Raw genomic sequence first — 14,979 nt, forward strand, 5'->3', positions numbered from 1 at the left:
GCGATCTCAATGAACTGCAGCGCGACTGGGCCCGTGGCGAGACCTACAATGCAACTGTGGCCACCGCCGTGGCGCATGGCGGCGGCTATGGCCTGGGACTCATTTACGCCAAGACCATGTTCAACGCCAGCGAAGGGCATTGATGCCTGGCGTTCAGCAGGCGTAAAAAAACCGGCCCTGGCCGGTTTTTTTACATTCGCGATTGCTGTTAAGCAAACGGCGCCAGCAGGCTGACCATCTGGCCAAACACTTTCGGGCTGGCGGCGATCACGTCGCCCTTGTACAGGTAGTCCGACTCGCCGGAAAATTCACCGACGATGCCGCCCGATTCCGTGATCATCAGGGCGCCGGCGGCGATGTCCCACGGCTTCAAGCCTTTCTGGTAGAAGCCGTCCAGGCGGCCGCAAGCGACATAGGCCAGGTCCAGCGCGGCCGAGCCGGCGCTGCGCACGCCCTGGCTGCGCTCGCCCATGATGGCGTACATTTTGAGGTATTCGTCGAGCGCGCGCGGGCCGGCGCCGTGGCCGGTGCCCAGCATGGCGTTCGATACGCGGTCCAGTTTGGTCACGCGGATGCGTTTTTCATTCAGGAAGGCGCCGGCGCCTTTGCTGGCCGTAAACAGGTCGTTGCGCACCGGATCGTAGATGACAGCTTGCGTGACGATGCCGCGCTGGGCCAGCGCCAGCGAGATGCAGTATTGCGGGAAGCCATGGATAAAGTTGGTGGTGCCATCGATCGGGTCGATGATCCATTGAAATTCATTCTCGTCGTGCGAGTTGGCGGAAGCGCCCGATTCCTCGCCCAGGAACGCGTGGTCCGGGTAGGCTTTGGACAGCACCTCGATAATGGCTTGTTCGGCCGCCTGGTCGACGTCGGTGACGAAATCGTTATGTTGTTTTTCCGTGACGACGACGCGGTCGAGGTCGAAAGACGCGCGGTTGATGACGGTGGCGGCGCGGCGGGCGGCCTTGATGGCCGTATTGAGCATTGGGTGCATGTGAGCTTCCGTTAAAAGCACGCGAGCGCCCGGCAGTACCGGTGTGTACTGGAGCGCAGGAGTGCAAGAATGAATTAAAGAGCAAAGCGGTGGCGAACTGGTTAAAATCCCGGGCTGGCGTCAGCGTTGTGTGACGTCTTGCTCCGACATTTCCTGTATCGATACCGCGCAATGGCGCTATTTTAAATGAATCTGCCCGAAATCAATACGTCTCTTTTCACACGCCTGCGATTTATTCTCGTCGAGACCAGCCGCTCCGGCAATATCGGCGCCGTCGCGCGGGCCATGAAAACCATGGGCTTTTCCGACCTGGTGCTGGTCAATCCGCGCTTTGCCGATGCCCTCTGCGACCCGGAAGCGGTGGCCTTTGCCAGCGGCGCGCAGGATATCCTGGCCGGCGCGCGCATCGTCGGCTCGATCGCCGAAGCGCTGGAAGGCTGCAACTACGCCGCCGCCGTCTCGGCCCGCCTGCGCGAGTTTTCGCCGCCGGTGACGGCCCCGCGCGCGATTGCCGCCCAACTGGCGGCCGGCACCGAGCTGCATGCGGCCGTGATTTTCGGCAACGAGCGTTTCGGCCTGCCCAATGAGATCGTCGAGCAGTGCAATGTCCTGATCAATATTCCCGCCAATCCCGAATACTCTTCGCTGAACCTGTCGCAGGCGGCCCAGGTGATCGCCTATGAGTGCCGGGTGGCCGCCCTGGGCGACTTTCAAGCGGCCAGCCCGGTCGGCTTTCAAGGTGACGCGGCCAGCCTGGCCCAGGTCGACGGCATGTATGGGCACTTGCAGGAAGCGCTGGTCGCCATCGATTTCCTCGATGCCGATAACCCGAAAAAGCTGATGCCGCGTTTGAAACGCTTGTTCTCGCGCACCGGGCTGGAAACGGAAGAAGTCAATATCCTGCGCGGCATCGCCCGCCATATCCTGGTGATGGCGAAAAAACCGCGCTGAACGATAAACCGCTGGCAGAGTAGTTAGACCATGCGCTCTATTTTTTGAGCGCGCCAGCTTTTGCTCCTGGCTTACACTGGCCGGAAAAAGCAGGTCACAGGAGATGTAACATCATGCGACGCAATGTCAACGGCTGCTGGAACCTCGGCTACTGCGGCATGGGCTGCCCCACCAATGCCAAGCAGTCGATGCTGGTCACCACGATTCCTGCTGCATTGCGCCTGGGTGCCTGTCTGCTCACGCATGCCAGGGCCGAGCGCTTCGTGCTGCGGGGCGAGCGCATCGCCAGCCTGCAGGTCACCGCCCTCGATGCAGCAGGCCAGGCAGCTACCGGCATCGAGTTGACCTTGCTTGCGAAACACTTTGTGCTGGCCGGCGGCGCCATCAATTCGCCGGCGCGCCACTACACCAGCTGGGCCCAGGCGCGGCAGGCCATCGATGCCTTGCCGTACCAGGCCTTGCTGGCGCGCGTGGTATCGGCCCATGTGATGAAAGGCTGCGCCATGTCCGACGATGCGCGCCTGGGCGTGTGCGATGCGCTGGGGCGCTACCGTGGGCTGGCCAATCTGTCGGTGCATGACGGTTCCCTGTTTCCCACCGCGATCGGCGCCAATCCGCAGTTGTCGATCTATGCGCTGGCCGCGCGCCTGGCCAGCAGCCTGGCGCGCGAGCTGACCGGCAAGGCCTCGCCCGGCTTTGGCGCGGACGGGGACGCTGCGCCATGATCGCGCGCGCCCTGCGCTGGCTGATGCTGCTGCAAGTGCTGGCGGCCCTGGGCCTGGCCTGGCTGCTGTGGCAGGCCGGCGTGCGGCCGACGGCGCTGGCGCTGTTGCTGGGCGTGCTTGGAGTGCTGCTGCTGCGCGCGCTGATCGTGGCGCGCAATTTCTGGCAGAGCCGGCGCTTGGCCGGTGAGCCCGCGCCGCAGCGGCTGGAATGGACTGCGGCGGCGCGCCTGTTCGCGGGCGAACTGGGCGCCAACCTGCGCACCTCGTCCTGGGGCATGTTGCACCCGCGCCTGAGCACAGCTGGCGCGCCAGGAAAGGGCATGCTGCCGGTTTTATTGATACACGGTTATGTCTGCAACCGGGGCTTCTGGGCGCCCATGAGCTGCCAGTTGGCGCGGGCCGGCGTGGCGCACGGCGCGGTGGACCTGGAACCCGTCGGTGCCGGCATCGACGACTTCGTGCCGGCCGTCGAGCAGGCCATCGCTGCGCTGCTGGCGCGCGCGGGCGCCGGGCAGGTGGTGATCGTTGCGCACAGCATGGGTGGCCTGGTGGCGCGCGCCTATCTGCGCCGGCATGGCACTGCGCGTGTGGCGCGCGTGATCACCATCGGCACGCCGCATCATGGCACGGCGCTGGCCAGGCTGGCGCCGGGCAGCAATGCGCGCCAGATGAGCCGGCCGGGCGGCCAGCCCAATGCCTGGCTGGCGCAACTGGCGGCGGACGAGACTGCGCCAGTACGCGCCCTGATCACCTCGATCTATTCGTATCACGACAATATTGTCGCGCCGCAGGATTCGGCCCGGCTGCCGGGCGCGCGCAACAGCGCTTATGCCGGCCTGGGGCATGTGGCGCTGGCGTCGGATGCGCGCGTGCTGCACCAGGTGTTGTCGGAGATCACTATCATTTCGGAAGTCGGCGCGGTGCTCCTGGCGCCCCATGGCGCTTGAGTTTTCGCGCCATTGATCAAGCCGGTAACGCTGTCGTTTTAACGCTATTGTTGCCTATTTAAAATAGATTTCCCTTCATAAAAACCTGTTTTCCAGACGCTTACTGGTTTAAGCTGACAGCTGCCGCGCACGCCAGGCGCGCGGCTGTCAGGTGGACACTACTGTGGCGAAACTGGCGGCTGCCGATTTATACTGAGAATCTCCATCCGCTATTGTAGGATGGGCCTGTCACGCAATTGAACGTTGTGCGCTGAACCGTACAGACGCATTCTGGTGAAAGGGTTTTAATGGTGAAATGTTACCTGGGTGGGAGTGCCAATTGTCCGCACGTATCCTGATTATTGAAGATAACGCCACCAATATGGAATTGATGGTGTATCTCTTGCGTGCTTTCGGCTACACGCCGCTGGCGGCCTATGATGGCGAAGAGGGAGTGCGCATGGCGCGCAGCGAGGTGCCCGACCTGATCATCTGCGACGTGCACCTGCCCAAGCTCGATGGCTATGGCGTGGTGGCCGAGCTGAAAAAAGATCCGGCGCTGCGCAAGATCCCGGCGCTGGCCGTCACCGCGCTGGCCATGGTGGGCGACCGCGAGCGCCTGCTCGAAGCGGGCTTCAATGGCTATATCGGCAAACCAATCGAACCCGATCTGTTCGTGGCGGAGCTGGAATCTTTTTTACCCGTGGCGCCGTCGACGCCAGTTAAAAACGACATCTGCACTATCCTGATCGTCGATGATCATGTGCTCAACCGCGAGTTCCTGACCGCGCTGCTGGGCTACGGCGGCCATCGCCTGCTGCAAGCGTCCAATGGCGCCGAGGGCCTCGACATCATGCGCACCGAGCGGCCCGATCTGATCATCTCCGACATCCTGATGCCCAATATGGATGGCTATGAATTCGTCTCGCGCGTGCATGCAAATCCTGCGCTGGCCGACGTGCCCATCATTTTTTATACGGCCACCTACCGCGAACAGGAAGCGATTTTGCTGGCGCAAGCCTGCGGCGTGCGCTGGGTGCTGCCCAAGCCGTCCGACCCTGAAGTGATTGTGCGCACCGTCAACGAAGCGCTGGGCCTGGTCGCGCCTGGCGCGCCGGCCAGCGCCAGGCTGCGCGCAGCCGAAATGCCTGAGGCCGGCAAGCTGGCCGGCATCGAACAGCATGTCAGCGGCTATCTCGACGAACTGGAAACGAGCAGCCAGCAGATCTCGCAGCTGGCCGGGCAGGGCGAAGGCAGCCCGCCCGTGCCGGAAGACCTGGCGATCATGACGCAGCGCTTGTCGCGCTCGCTGGCCAGCCTGCAGGCGGTCAGCCTGCGCCTGACGGCCCTGATCGAGCTGGGCATGGAGCTGGGGGCCGAACGCGATCCGCGCGCGCTGATCGCGGCCGGCTGCAAGGTGGCGCAGAACATCTGCGTGGCGCGCTATGCCTGCATCGGCGTGCTTGAAGAAGGCGCCGACAAGCTCAGTTACTTTTCATCGTGCGGCACTGAAAAGAACATCAGGCAGATCGCCGCTGCGCCGCGCACGGGTGTGCTGTCGCGCTTGCTCGAACAGCAGCGACCGCACCGCGTCAATGGCCTCAAGGGCGACCCTGCCGCGCTGGGCCTGCCCGACACGCATCCGCCCGTGCACTCTTTTCTCGGCGTGGCGATCGCTTCGCGCGAGCGCGTGCACGGCTGGCTGTACCTGGTCGACAAACTGGGCGCGCCCGAGTTTTCCGAAATCGACGAGCGCGTCGTCGCCACCGTCGCCGCGCAGATCGCGGTAGCCTATGACAACCTGCTGCTGTACGACGAAATCAAGCGCCATCACGAACAGCTGACCCTGGACATGGCGGCCCGCATCCGCCTCGACGAGGACCTGCGGCGCTTTCGCCTGGCGATGGACGCCACCGCCGACGCCATCTTCCTGGTCGACCGCGCCGGCGCCTGCTTTGTCGACGTCAACCAGACGGCCTGCCGCATGCTCGGCTTCGAGCGCGAAGACTTCCTGCAGGTCGGCCCTGGCCGCGCCCACGACGGCCCGTCGCAGCTCGACGAGCTGTATGAAAAACTGCTGGCCGGCGACCAGGGCGCGCCGATGGCCGAACTGCAGTTGCACCGCAAGGATGGCTCGCCGCTGGCGGTTGAAGTGCAGCGGCGCACCCTGCGCTCGGGCCAGAGCTGGATCCTGGTGGCGGTGGCGCGCGACATCACCGAGCGCAAGGAGGCCGAGCAGCGCCTGTTGAAACTGGCCCATTTCGACACGCTCACGGGGCTGCCCAATCGCAGCCAGTTCTACGATTCGCTCACGCACGCGCTGTCCCAGGCGCAGGAACATCAATGGTCGGTAGCCGTGCTGTTTCTCGATGTTGACCGTTTCAAGAATGTCAACGATACGCTGGGCCACACCATCGGCGACGAATTGCTGCGCCAGTTTTCCAGCCGCCTGGTCGATTGCCTGCGCGTGCGCGACACCATCGGCCGCTTCGGCGGCGACGAGTTCGCCGCCATCCTGATCCTGCCAGACGGCGTCCAGCATTCGGTGAGCGTGGTCGACAAGATCCGCGAAGCGATGCGCAAGCCGTTCGATTTGCAGGGCCATGAGGTGACGGTCACGGCCAGCATCGGCATCGCCGTCTATCCCGACGACGCGCTCGATGCCGACACCCTGATCCAGTACGCCGACACGGCCATGTACCGCGCCAAGGAGGCGGGGCGCGACGCCTTCCGCTTCTTCACGGCCGAAATGAACGCCCAGTCGATGGCCCGCCTGGACATGGAAAACGCGCTGCGCCGCGCCATCGACAACGAGCAATTCGTGCTGTTTTTCCAGCCCAAGGTGCATATCGGCTCGGGCCGGGTCAGCGGCGCCGAAGTGCTGATCCGCTGGCGCCGCCCAGGCCACGGCATGGTGTCGCCGGCCGTGTTCATTCCCTTGCTTGAGGAAACCGGGCTGATCGTGCGGGTCGGCAATTGGGTACTGGACCAGGCCTGCCGCATGATCGCCGACTGGTGCGCCAGCAGCATCGGCCCGGTACACCTGTCGGTCAATGTCTCGGGCATCCAGTTCTTTGTCGGCGGCCTGGAAGAAGAAGTGCTGCGCGCCATCCGCAAGCACGCGATTGCGCCCGATCTGCTGGAACTGGAATTGACGGAAAGTTCCCTGATGTCGAACGCCGAGGAAACCATTGCCGTGCTGCGCAACCTGAAGGCGCTGGGCATCCAGATTTCCATCGACGATTTCGGCACCGGCTACTCCAGCCTGGCCTATCTGAAACGCTTTCCGATCGACAAGCTCAAGATCGATATCGCCTTTGTGCGCGAGGTCACCAGCAACCCCGATGACGCGGCCATCGTGCTGGCCATTATCAGCATGGCCCACAGCATGAAGCTGCAGGTGATCGCCGAAGGCGTGGAAAACGATGCGCAACTGGCGTATTTGCGCCGCCATGGCTGCGATGAAATGCAGGGCTATTATTTCAGCCGCCCCGTGCCGCAGGACGAGTTCGAACAGATGTTAATGAAAGGCAAACATCTGCAGGCGCCGGGCGACGACGGCAACGAAGAGCAGCAAACCTTGCTCATCGTCGATGACGACGTCTTCATGCTCGACGTGCTGAGCGACTTCCTGGCCCAGGATGGCTACCGCATCTTCACCGCCCAGACGGCCGCCGAAGGCTTCGACATCCTGGCGCGCCACCGGGTGCAGGTGATTCTGTGCGACCAGTGCATGCCGGCCATGAGCGGCACGGAGTTCATGGAAAGAGTCAAGCACCTGTGCCCGGATACCTTCCGCATCATGCTGTCGGCCCATGCCGACCTGACGCCCATCATGGCGGCCATCAACCACGGCGCCGTTGACCGCTTCTATACCAAGCCCTGGAAGGGCGCGGTGTTGCGCGAAAATATACGCGAAGGCTTTCGCCTGCATGGCTTGCTGCACGGCCCGGCACCAGCGGCCGCCTGATCCTTCCTGGTGCTTGCCATTGCCTGGAATGGACAGCAAGGCAGACTATCGCGCGGCAGTCAGACCCGCCAAAAAAGTGCTGCAGAAGAAAAAGGCGGGGCTGGCCGGCAAGGCGTCCTGGCCCGGCGCCCGGTGTTTCATCAGGGCTATCTTCGGTGGTATGCTTGGGGCAGAACAAAGAGAGATTGCCCGCCATGCTACAAAAAGCACCACGCCGTACCCGCGAACGCATCCTGGAATTGTCGCTGCGCCTGTTTAATGAATTTGGTGAGCCGAATATCACGACCACCGTGATTGCGGAAGAGATGAATATCTCGCCCGGCAACCTGTATTATCACTTTCGCAACAAGGACGATATTGTCAATTCGATCTTCGTCCAGTTCGAGGCGGAAATCGAACGCATACTGACCGTGCCCAGCGGCCGCCGCTCGAATATCGAGGATGTCTGGCTGTACCTGCACCTGATGTTCGAGCTGATCTGGCGCTACCGTTTTTTCTACCGCGACCTGAATGACTTGCTGTCGCGCAACCGCAAGCTGGAGCTGCATTTCAAGCTGATCCTCGCGCACAAGATCAAGGTGGCCACCCAGCTGTGCGAAGACTTGCGCAGCGAGCAATCGCTGGTGGCGTCGGACATGGACATTGGCGCCATGGCGACCAATATGGTGGTGGTCGCCACCTACTGGCTGTCGTATGAATACGTGCGCAATCCGCGCAAGTACAGCGAACAGCAGTCGATGTCCGATGCGCTGGCGCGCGGCTGCTACCAGGTGCTGTCGCTGATCGGCCCGTATCTGCGCGATGAGACCCATCTGCTGTTCCGTAAGCTGTCTGAACAATACCTGACTACACTGCAAGAAGATGGTCGGCTGACCGACGGCGCGATTTGAACTAGGAGACCGTGATGGCTTGGAAAAAATTTCCGTATCCCGACAATACGTATGTCTACACCCCCTTGTCGCTGGAAGCGGCCTGGCAGCGCCTGCATGCGGGCGATGTCGAGCCGTTTCCCCGGCAGGCGGCGCTGGTGCAAGCCTGGATCGCCTGCCATGCGGGCGACTTCGAACGGGCGGCCAAGCTGGGCCTGGCCGTGGGCGTGCCCGGTTATAGCGTGGCGCACAAGGCCACTTGCATGCATGCCACCCATCTGGAAATGCATGAGGCTGACAAACTGGCGCTGTTCGAGGAAGTGGCAGAGCGCTGCGAGCGCCAGCAGACCGAGCAGCCCGACAATCCGGCCGGTTTTTACTGGCATGCCTACAGCCTGGGCCGCTATGCGCTGGGCATTTCGGTGGTCAAGGCGTTGGCCCAGGGCATGGGCGCGAAGGTGCGCAACAGCCTGAACCGCACCGTGACCTTGGCGCCGCTGCATGCCGATGCACATATCGGCTTCGGCATTTACCACACGGAAATCATCGACAAGGTGGGCGCCCTGATCGGCGGCCTCAGCTATGGCGCCAGCAAGGACGATGGCTACCAGCACTTCAAGACGGCGCTGGCCCTGAATCCGGACTCGGCCTCGGCGCACAGCGAATACGCGCGCGCCTTGACCATGCTCGAAGGAAATAAAAAACTGGCCGAAGCGATGGCCTTGTATGAACAGGCCGCCGATTGCGTGGCGGTCGATGCGAAGGAGCGTCTCGAAGTCGAGGCTGCTATTGATGAACTGAAGAAATAGAGGGTCCTGTGATCAAGGCTTTATGTGTGTACTGTGGCGCCAATGCTGGCGTCACCCCCCAATATGCGGTGGCGGCGCGCGAACTTGCGCACGTGCTGGTGTCGGAAAATATCGCGCTCGTCTATGGCGGCGGCAATGTGGGCCTGATGGGCGTGATCGCCGATGAAGTGCTGCGCCTGGGCGGCGAAGTGACGGGCGTGATCCCCACCGCGCTGGTCGAGCGCGAAGTGGGCCATACGGGCCTGACGCGCCAGTTCGTGGTGAAGGACATGCATGAACGCAAGGCCATGATGGCCAGCCTGTCCGACGCCTTTATCGCCATGCCGGGCGGTTACGGCACCCTGGAAGAACTGTTTGAAATGCTGACCTGGGCCCAGCTGGGCATCCACGCCAAGCCGATCGGGCTGTTGAATGTCGACCATTTTTATGATGGCTTGATCAGCTTTGTGCAAAACGGCCGCGAGCAGGGTTTTGTCCGCCCGCAGCACGCCGCCTTCCTCAATGCCGATGCCGATCCGGCCGCGCTGGTGCAGCGCCTGAAAGACTGCGCCCCCTGATCCTGGCGCCTTGCTTGCAGACCAGCCATGTACCGTGAAGGGCATGGCTGTTTTGTTTTTGGTGCGACAAGTTAACACGGTGTAATATTGTAATTTTTATAGTTGCAAAAATTCCACATGTGCATGTTTTTTTGAGCACAAAGATGATTTTTCGACATGGATGTGTTCTACTGACCCCTGTCAAGCAAGCTGTGCCGAATTTGGACCATGTCTTGCCGACGTTCTCCCCCATGGCTCCGACTTTCCTCAACGTTGGCCCCGATCTTGCGGCTCCATTTCTCAAAGGTAAATATTTTGAAAACCCTGACGATCTTGCGTAGCGCGGCGATTGCCGCTGTGTTCGCCGCTGGCGCCGCCCAGGCCCAGCAATCCGTCATCACCTTCAATGCGCTCGAGCGTTCCGGCTTCGATACCACCTTCCTCGATTCCTACAGCGAAGCGGGCTACAAGTTCGATAATAACCTGTGGTATTCCCTGAGTTCGCCCAAGCAGAATAATTACACCTATGCCGGTTCGGCCGGCCTGAGCGCCGAAGTCGGGTCGATCACTACCATGGCGCGCGCAGATGGCGCCGCCTTTTCGCTCAACAAGATCAGCCTGGCCGATTACATCAGTGCGCCGGGTGCATATGATGTGACCTTTGTCGGTGCCAAGGTCGGGGGTGGCACCGTCAGCCAGACCTTCACTGTGGGCGGCGTCAACAACTTGAACAACAATTTCAACAACTACACCTTTACCGGTTTCAATAACCTGGTATCGGCGTCGTGGCAGCAGGGCTTGTTGCATACCTATCAGGTCGACAATATCGGCGCGTCCGTCAGCGCCGTGCCGGAACCGGGCGCCTGCGCCATGCTGCTGGCCGGCCTGGGCTTGCTGGGTTTTATGCGCCGGCGCAAGAATGCCGCCTGAGCAAGCAATGTTCGTAAAGTCCGTAAAAAAAGCCGCTGTCAGCGGCTTTTTTCATGACCACAGGCGCTGGCCGGAAAGGTCGAGCTGTGTCAGGTACAGGCGCACGTCGAATTCATACTGGTGATACTGCGGCTCCATGTAGGTGCACAGCTTGTAGAAGGCCTTGTCGTGCTGTTTTTCCTTCACGTGCGCCAGTTCGTGCACGGCGATCATGCGCAAAAATTCCAGCGGCACTTCCTTGAACAGCGTCGATACGCGGATTTCATGCTTGGCTTTCAGCTTGCCGCCCTGCACCCTTGAAATCGAGGTGTGCAAGCCCAGTGCATGCTGGATCACATGGATCTTGCTGTCGAACGCGACCTTGCTGATCGGTTCGGCGTTGCGCAGGAATTCATGCTTGATCTCTTGCACATACTCGTACAGCGCTTTGTCGTTGCGTACATCGTGTGCTTGCCGATAGCGTTTTTGCAGCACCTCGCCCAGTTTGTCCTGGGCAATCAGTTGCTGTACTTGCGCTAACGTTTGCTCGGAATAAGCGCTCAGGTATTTCAGGGCAGGCATCAAGGGGCAGGGTAGGGATCGGTCGAGGCGAGAATGTACCACACTGTGCCTGCTGCCACAGCGAGGGCCATGCCCGCCTCAGGCGGCGCCGCCAAGTGTCGCCGCGCCGCCAGGGCCTCAGGCGTCGTCTGCGTCCTTGTCTCGGCTCGTTTTCTGCGATGTCTTGCTGCGGCTATCAGCGTCGCGATTGGCCGATTGACGGCTCTCGCCGCCTTTGCGGCCGATCTCGGCCATGTGCTCGCGGTTGCGGCTGACGGCCTCGCCCCCTTTTTGTCCGGCCCGGCGTGCTTCTTCCGAGTCGAATTCGTGGGCGGTGCCTTTCTGGTGCGCGGCCTGGCCGCCCTTGCTGGCGATTTCGCGCTGCTGTGCTTCGCTCATGGCGGCAAAGCCTCGCTTGCCGCTGCCTTTCTGGCTGGCCTGGCCTTCGCTTTTCTGGCTGCTGCCAGCGCTCTTGCCCTGCTCGTTGCCCTGCTCGTTGCCTTGTTCACTGCCTTGATTGGTAGCCATGCTGTTCTCCTTGCTGTCGGTGCCTGTGGTAGGGGGCGGATGCGGGGAGGGCGGTTCAGTGGGCCTGTGCCTGGTCCTGCCTGCCGGCTTCGGGCTTGCGACTGGCGCCATCGCTGTGGGCGTCCACATGCATCCTGGCTATCATGTCACGCTGGCGCTGCGTGGCTTTTTCGGTTTCTTCGGCCGTCTTGCGCACCAGTTCGTCGGCAAAGGCAACGGCGGTGCGGCTTGCTTCGGGCAAATGGGCTTCGGCCGTGCGGTTCATTTCGACATTGGCGTCGGCCATCAGGTGGGTCAGTTGCTGCTGATACTGGCGCAGCTTGTCGGTGCCCGGCGGTACATGGCTGGCCGCCGCCGACAGCGCTTCGCTGCCGCCGCGCGCCGTCAGGATGCGGTGGTTGGCGCTGGCCATTTCCTCGAGCATGTCTTGCGCCATGCGCATGTTCAATTGGTTCACGCGCATGGCCGTGTCGAACATTTTGCGCGACAGTTCGGTGACAAAGTTAAGCTGTACGTCCAGGTGGGCTTGCAGGGCGGGGCTGATACTGTTTGTGAACATGTTCTACCTCAATAAGGACTGGTTCGGGAAACATCCGGCGGATCCGGATGCGCGTTCAGATCAAGCAAAGAGATAGACGCCGCGAATGGCGGCAGGTTCCATGCCGGTGCCATGTTTTCGGCGCTGCGGGCGGGCGCATGTCTGAAAAAAACGTCGGAGTTGTGGCAGATCAAGCGATGCGTGGATCGTGACCCAGACCAGGGTGGCCTGGAAAATGCTGAGAAAGTGGCCCAGCCGTGCGACAATACCGGCCTCGCGGCAGTGCGGCCCAGCGCCGTTCGCCACGGCTTTCGCGAATTGTCGCGAAGGTTCATCGACTACTTATTGACCTGCCTTTCGCGACCATGACGCATCCCGAATATATACTGACCCTGTCCTGCCTGGACCAGCGCGGCATCGTGCACCGCGTGTCCGGCTTCCTTGCCGAGCATGGCTGCAACATCATCGATTCGGCCCAGTTCGGCGACCAGGAATCGCAACTGTTTTTCATGCGCGTGCATTTCGCGCTGGAAGACGCCGCCATCGGCGACGGCGCGCTGCGCGCCGATTTTGCAGCCCTGTCGCAGGCCATGCAGCTGAACGGACAATTACATGACGCGCACGCCAAGCCGCGCGTGATGCTGATGGTGTCGAAGATCGGCCATTGCCTGAACGACTTGCTGTTCCGCTACAAGAGCGGCCTGCTGAACGTGGAAATTCCCGCCATCGTGTCGAACCACATGGAGTTCTACCAGCTGGCGGCCAGCTACAATATTCCATTCCACCACCTGCCGCTGGCCGCCGGTGCGCCGGAGGCGGCCAAGCTGGCGCAGGAAGCGAAAATCATCGAGCTGCTCGACGCTCACCGGATCGACCTGGTGGTGCTGGCGCGCTACATGCAAATCCTCTCGCCGGGCCTGTGCCAGGCGCTCGACGGGCGCGCCATCAATATCCACCATTCCTTCCTGCCCAGCTTCAAGGGCGCCAGGCCATATGCCCAGGCGCATCACCGCGGCGTCAAGCTGATCGGCGCGACGGCCCATTTCGTCACCGGCGACCTCGACGAAGGCCCGATCATCGAGCAGGACGTCGAGCGGGTCGACCATGCGATGGACGCCGATACGCTCACGGCGATCGGCCGCGACGTCGAATGCGTGGTGCTGGCGCGCGCCGTGAAATGGTTCGTGGAACACCGCATCTTGAAAAATGGCAACAAGACAGTCGTCTTCCGCTGACCTCCAACTTCCCTGACCCAGACACAATGGCACTCAAAGCAACAATATTCAAAGCCGATCTGCAGATCGCCGACATGGACCGCAATTACTACCAGGGGCATGCGCTGACCCTGGCCCGCCACCCGTCGGAAACCGACGAGCGCATGATGGTGCGCCTGCTGGCGTTCGCCATCCACGCCGACGAGGCGCTAACCTTTACCAAGGGCCTGTTCGATACCGAAGAGCCTGACCTGTGGCGCAAGGATTTGACGGGCGCCATCGAACTGTGGATCGAAGTGGGCCAGCCCGACGAAAAGCGCATCCTGAAAGCTTGCGGGCGTTCGGAGCAGGTGATTGTCTACAGCTATGGCGCGACCAGCCATATCTGGTGGAAGCAGATCGCCAACAAGCTGGAACGGGCGAAAAACCTGACCGTCATCAACCTGCCGTCGGACGCGGCGCAGGACATGAGCAAGCTGGCCCAGCGCAACATGCAGCTGCAATGCACGATCCAGGATGGCCAGATCTGGCTGACCGACAGCGTCAATACGGTGCTGATCGACCGCGAGCCGGTCAAGCCGGCGCGCTGACCGGTTTGCCCTGCCTCAGTTGGGTGCGGCGCCCAGGCGCCTGATGCTGCTCGAGCGTTGCATGCTGCGGCTGACCTGCGGGTCACCATAGTAGCTGACCTCGCCCGAGCCGCCGATGCTGATGGCCAGCTTGTCTTTCGCCCATACTTCGGCTTCGCCCGAGCCGCCGATGCTGACCTGCACCTGCCTGGCGGCCAGGCGGCCGGCGTCGATATGGCCCGAGCCGCCGATCGAGGCCGTCAGCTGTTCCGTCTTGCCGCTGGCCTTGAAATTGCCGCTGCCGCCGATGGCGACCGAGACGAGGCGCACGTCGAGCTGGCCCGCATCGATCGAGCCCGAGCCGCCCACGTCAAAACGCAGTTTTTCACCGCGCAGGCCGCTGGCGTTGACGGCGCCCGAGCCGCCCACGCTGACCCTTTCGATATTGCTTGCATACACCACGATGTGCAGGGTCGTCTGGCGCAAATTGGTGTTGCGCCTGGCCGGGCGGATGCGCAGGGTGCCGTTTTCGACCACCGTGTCGATCAGCGGCAGGAGATTGTCATCGGTTTCGATGGTGAGGCTTTCCGTGTTGCCGATGCGCAGTTCCACGGTGCCTGGCACATTCAGGGCCACGCCGTTGAAACGGCCCACCTCGCGCTGTTGCTTTTGCAGCTTGCCGCTGCCCTTGACGCTGTTGCCGGCAATCCAGTCTATCGGCGAGGCCAGGGTGGGCGCGGCAGGCGCGGCCAGGGCGAAGACGCTGGCGGCCAGCAGCAGGGCGGTGGTGGCGCGGCGCGCTCGATAGTGGGGCGATGTCATGGCGGTTCCTTGTTCAATGGGGTTGACTGCATGGTAACCGCTGGGTGGCATGCGG

General features: G+C 62.1%; 14 protein-coding genes and 2 pseudogenes. 11 read left to right on the top strand and 5 right to left on the bottom strand.

Annotation, left to right across the window (positions count from 1 at the left end):
* Window positions 1–5 precede the first annotated feature (5 nt).
* Window positions 6–143 (top strand): annotated as a pseudogene (locus CD932_RS29610) (hydrolase); the annotation flags it as partial.
* Between the two features lie 65 nt (window positions 144–208).
* Here the strand turns inward: CD932_RS29610 and CD932_RS27505 are convergent.
* A complete protein-coding gene (locus CD932_RS27505; RefSeq protein ID WP_094446063.1) occupies window positions 209–988 on the bottom strand; it encodes an inositol monophosphatase family protein in 780 nt (259 codons plus the stop codon).
* Window positions 989–1,183: 195 nt separating this feature from the next.
* Here CD932_RS27505 and CD932_RS27510 point away from each other — a divergent pair, with 195 nt between their 5' ends.
* The 8 genes and pseudogenes from CD932_RS27510 to CD932_RS29615 all read left to right on the top strand — a co-directional run bounded on the left by CD932_RS27510 (window position 1,184) and on the right by CD932_RS29615 (window position 10,713).
* On the top strand, window positions 1,184–1,948 hold the full coding sequence (locus tag CD932_RS27510; RefSeq protein WP_094446064.1) for an RNA methyltransferase: 765 nt from the start codon (window positions 1,184–1,186) through the stop codon (window positions 1,946–1,948).
* A gap of 113 nt (window positions 1,949–2,061) precedes the next feature.
* Window positions 2,062–2,673, top strand: a pseudogene (locus CD932_RS27515) (GMC family oxidoreductase); the annotation flags it as partial.
* The gene (locus tag CD932_RS27520; protein ID WP_094446066.1) at window positions 2,670–3,620 is read left to right on the top strand and encodes an alpha/beta fold hydrolase; all 951 of its coding nucleotides are present in this window, start codon (window positions 2,670–2,672) and stop codon (window positions 3,618–3,620) included. The pseudogene CD932_RS27515 and the gene CD932_RS27520, both read left to right, overlap by 4 nt.
* Before the next feature lie 319 nt (window positions 3,621–3,939).
* Window positions 3,940–7,569 (top strand): EAL domain-containing protein, encoded by a 3,630-nt coding sequence (locus CD932_RS27525; protein ID WP_094446067.1) that lies wholly within the window; start codon window positions 3,940–3,942, stop codon window positions 7,567–7,569.
* Between the two features lie 194 nt (window positions 7,570–7,763).
* Window positions 7,764–8,459 (top strand): TetR/AcrR family transcriptional regulator, encoded by a 696-nt coding sequence (locus tag CD932_RS27530; protein WP_094446068.1) that lies wholly within the window; start codon window positions 7,764–7,766, stop codon window positions 8,457–8,459.
* A gap of 14 nt (window positions 8,460–8,473) precedes the next feature.
* On the top strand, window positions 8,474–9,247 hold the full coding sequence (locus tag CD932_RS27535; protein WP_094446069.1) for a hypothetical protein: 774 nt from the start codon (window positions 8,474–8,476) through the stop codon (window positions 9,245–9,247).
* A gap of 11 nt (window positions 9,248–9,258) precedes the next feature.
* Entirely contained in the window at window positions 9,259–9,804 is a 546-nt protein-coding gene (locus CD932_RS27540) for a TIGR00730 family Rossman fold protein (protein ID WP_094446152.1), read from the top strand.
* 294 nt (window positions 9,805–10,098) lie between these two features.
* Entirely contained in the window at window positions 10,099–10,713 is a 615-nt protein-coding gene (locus CD932_RS29615; protein ID WP_254926790.1) for a PEP-CTERM sorting domain-containing protein, read from the top strand.
* 51 nt (window positions 10,714–10,764) lie between these two features.
* On the opposite strand, the gene CD932_RS27550 is transcribed toward CD932_RS29615, so the two are convergent.
* The 3 genes from CD932_RS27550 to CD932_RS27560 all read right to left on the bottom strand — a co-directional run bounded on the left by CD932_RS27550 (window position 10,765) and on the right by CD932_RS27560 (window position 12,340).
* A complete protein-coding gene (locus CD932_RS27550) occupies window positions 10,765–11,274 on the bottom strand; it encodes a YgjP-like metallopeptidase domain-containing protein (protein ID WP_094446070.1) in 510 nt (169 codons plus the stop codon).
* A 117-nt stretch (window positions 11,275–11,391) separates the two neighbouring features.
* Window positions 11,392–11,781: a KGG domain-containing protein gene (locus CD932_RS27555; protein ID WP_094446071.1), complete on the bottom strand. Its 390-nt coding sequence runs from the start codon at window positions 11,779–11,781 to the stop codon at window positions 11,392–11,394.
* A 55-nt stretch (window positions 11,782–11,836) separates the two neighbouring features.
* Window positions 11,837–12,340 (bottom strand): phasin family protein, encoded by a 504-nt coding sequence (locus CD932_RS27560; RefSeq protein ID WP_094446072.1) that lies wholly within the window; start codon window positions 12,338–12,340, stop codon window positions 11,837–11,839.
* Window positions 12,341–12,684: 344 nt separating this feature from the next.
* Between CD932_RS27560 and purU the strand changes: the two genes are divergently transcribed.
* Both purU and CD932_RS27570 read left to right on the top strand, forming a co-directional pair.
* Window positions 12,685–13,554, top strand: a complete 870-nt coding sequence (gene purU, locus CD932_RS27565; RefSeq protein WP_094446073.1) for a formyltetrahydrofolate deformylase — start codon at window positions 12,685–12,687, stop codon at window positions 13,552–13,554.
* 26 nt (window positions 13,555–13,580) lie between these two features.
* Window positions 13,581–14,123 (top strand): YaeQ family protein, encoded by a 543-nt coding sequence (locus CD932_RS27570; protein WP_094446074.1) that lies wholly within the window; start codon window positions 13,581–13,583, stop codon window positions 14,121–14,123.
* Between the two features lie 15 nt (window positions 14,124–14,138).
* On the opposite strand, the gene CD932_RS27575 is transcribed toward CD932_RS27570, so the two are convergent.
* Entirely contained in the window at window positions 14,139–14,924 is a 786-nt protein-coding gene (locus CD932_RS27575) for a head GIN domain-containing protein (protein WP_094446075.1), read from the bottom strand.
* Between the last annotated feature and the right edge of the window lie 55 nt (window positions 14,925–14,979).

Origin of the sequence: Janthinobacterium sp. PC23-8, from assembly GCF_002250505.1 — a bacterium.
GTDB lineage: Bacteria > Pseudomonadota > Gammaproteobacteria > Burkholderiales > Burkholderiaceae_D > Janthinobacterium.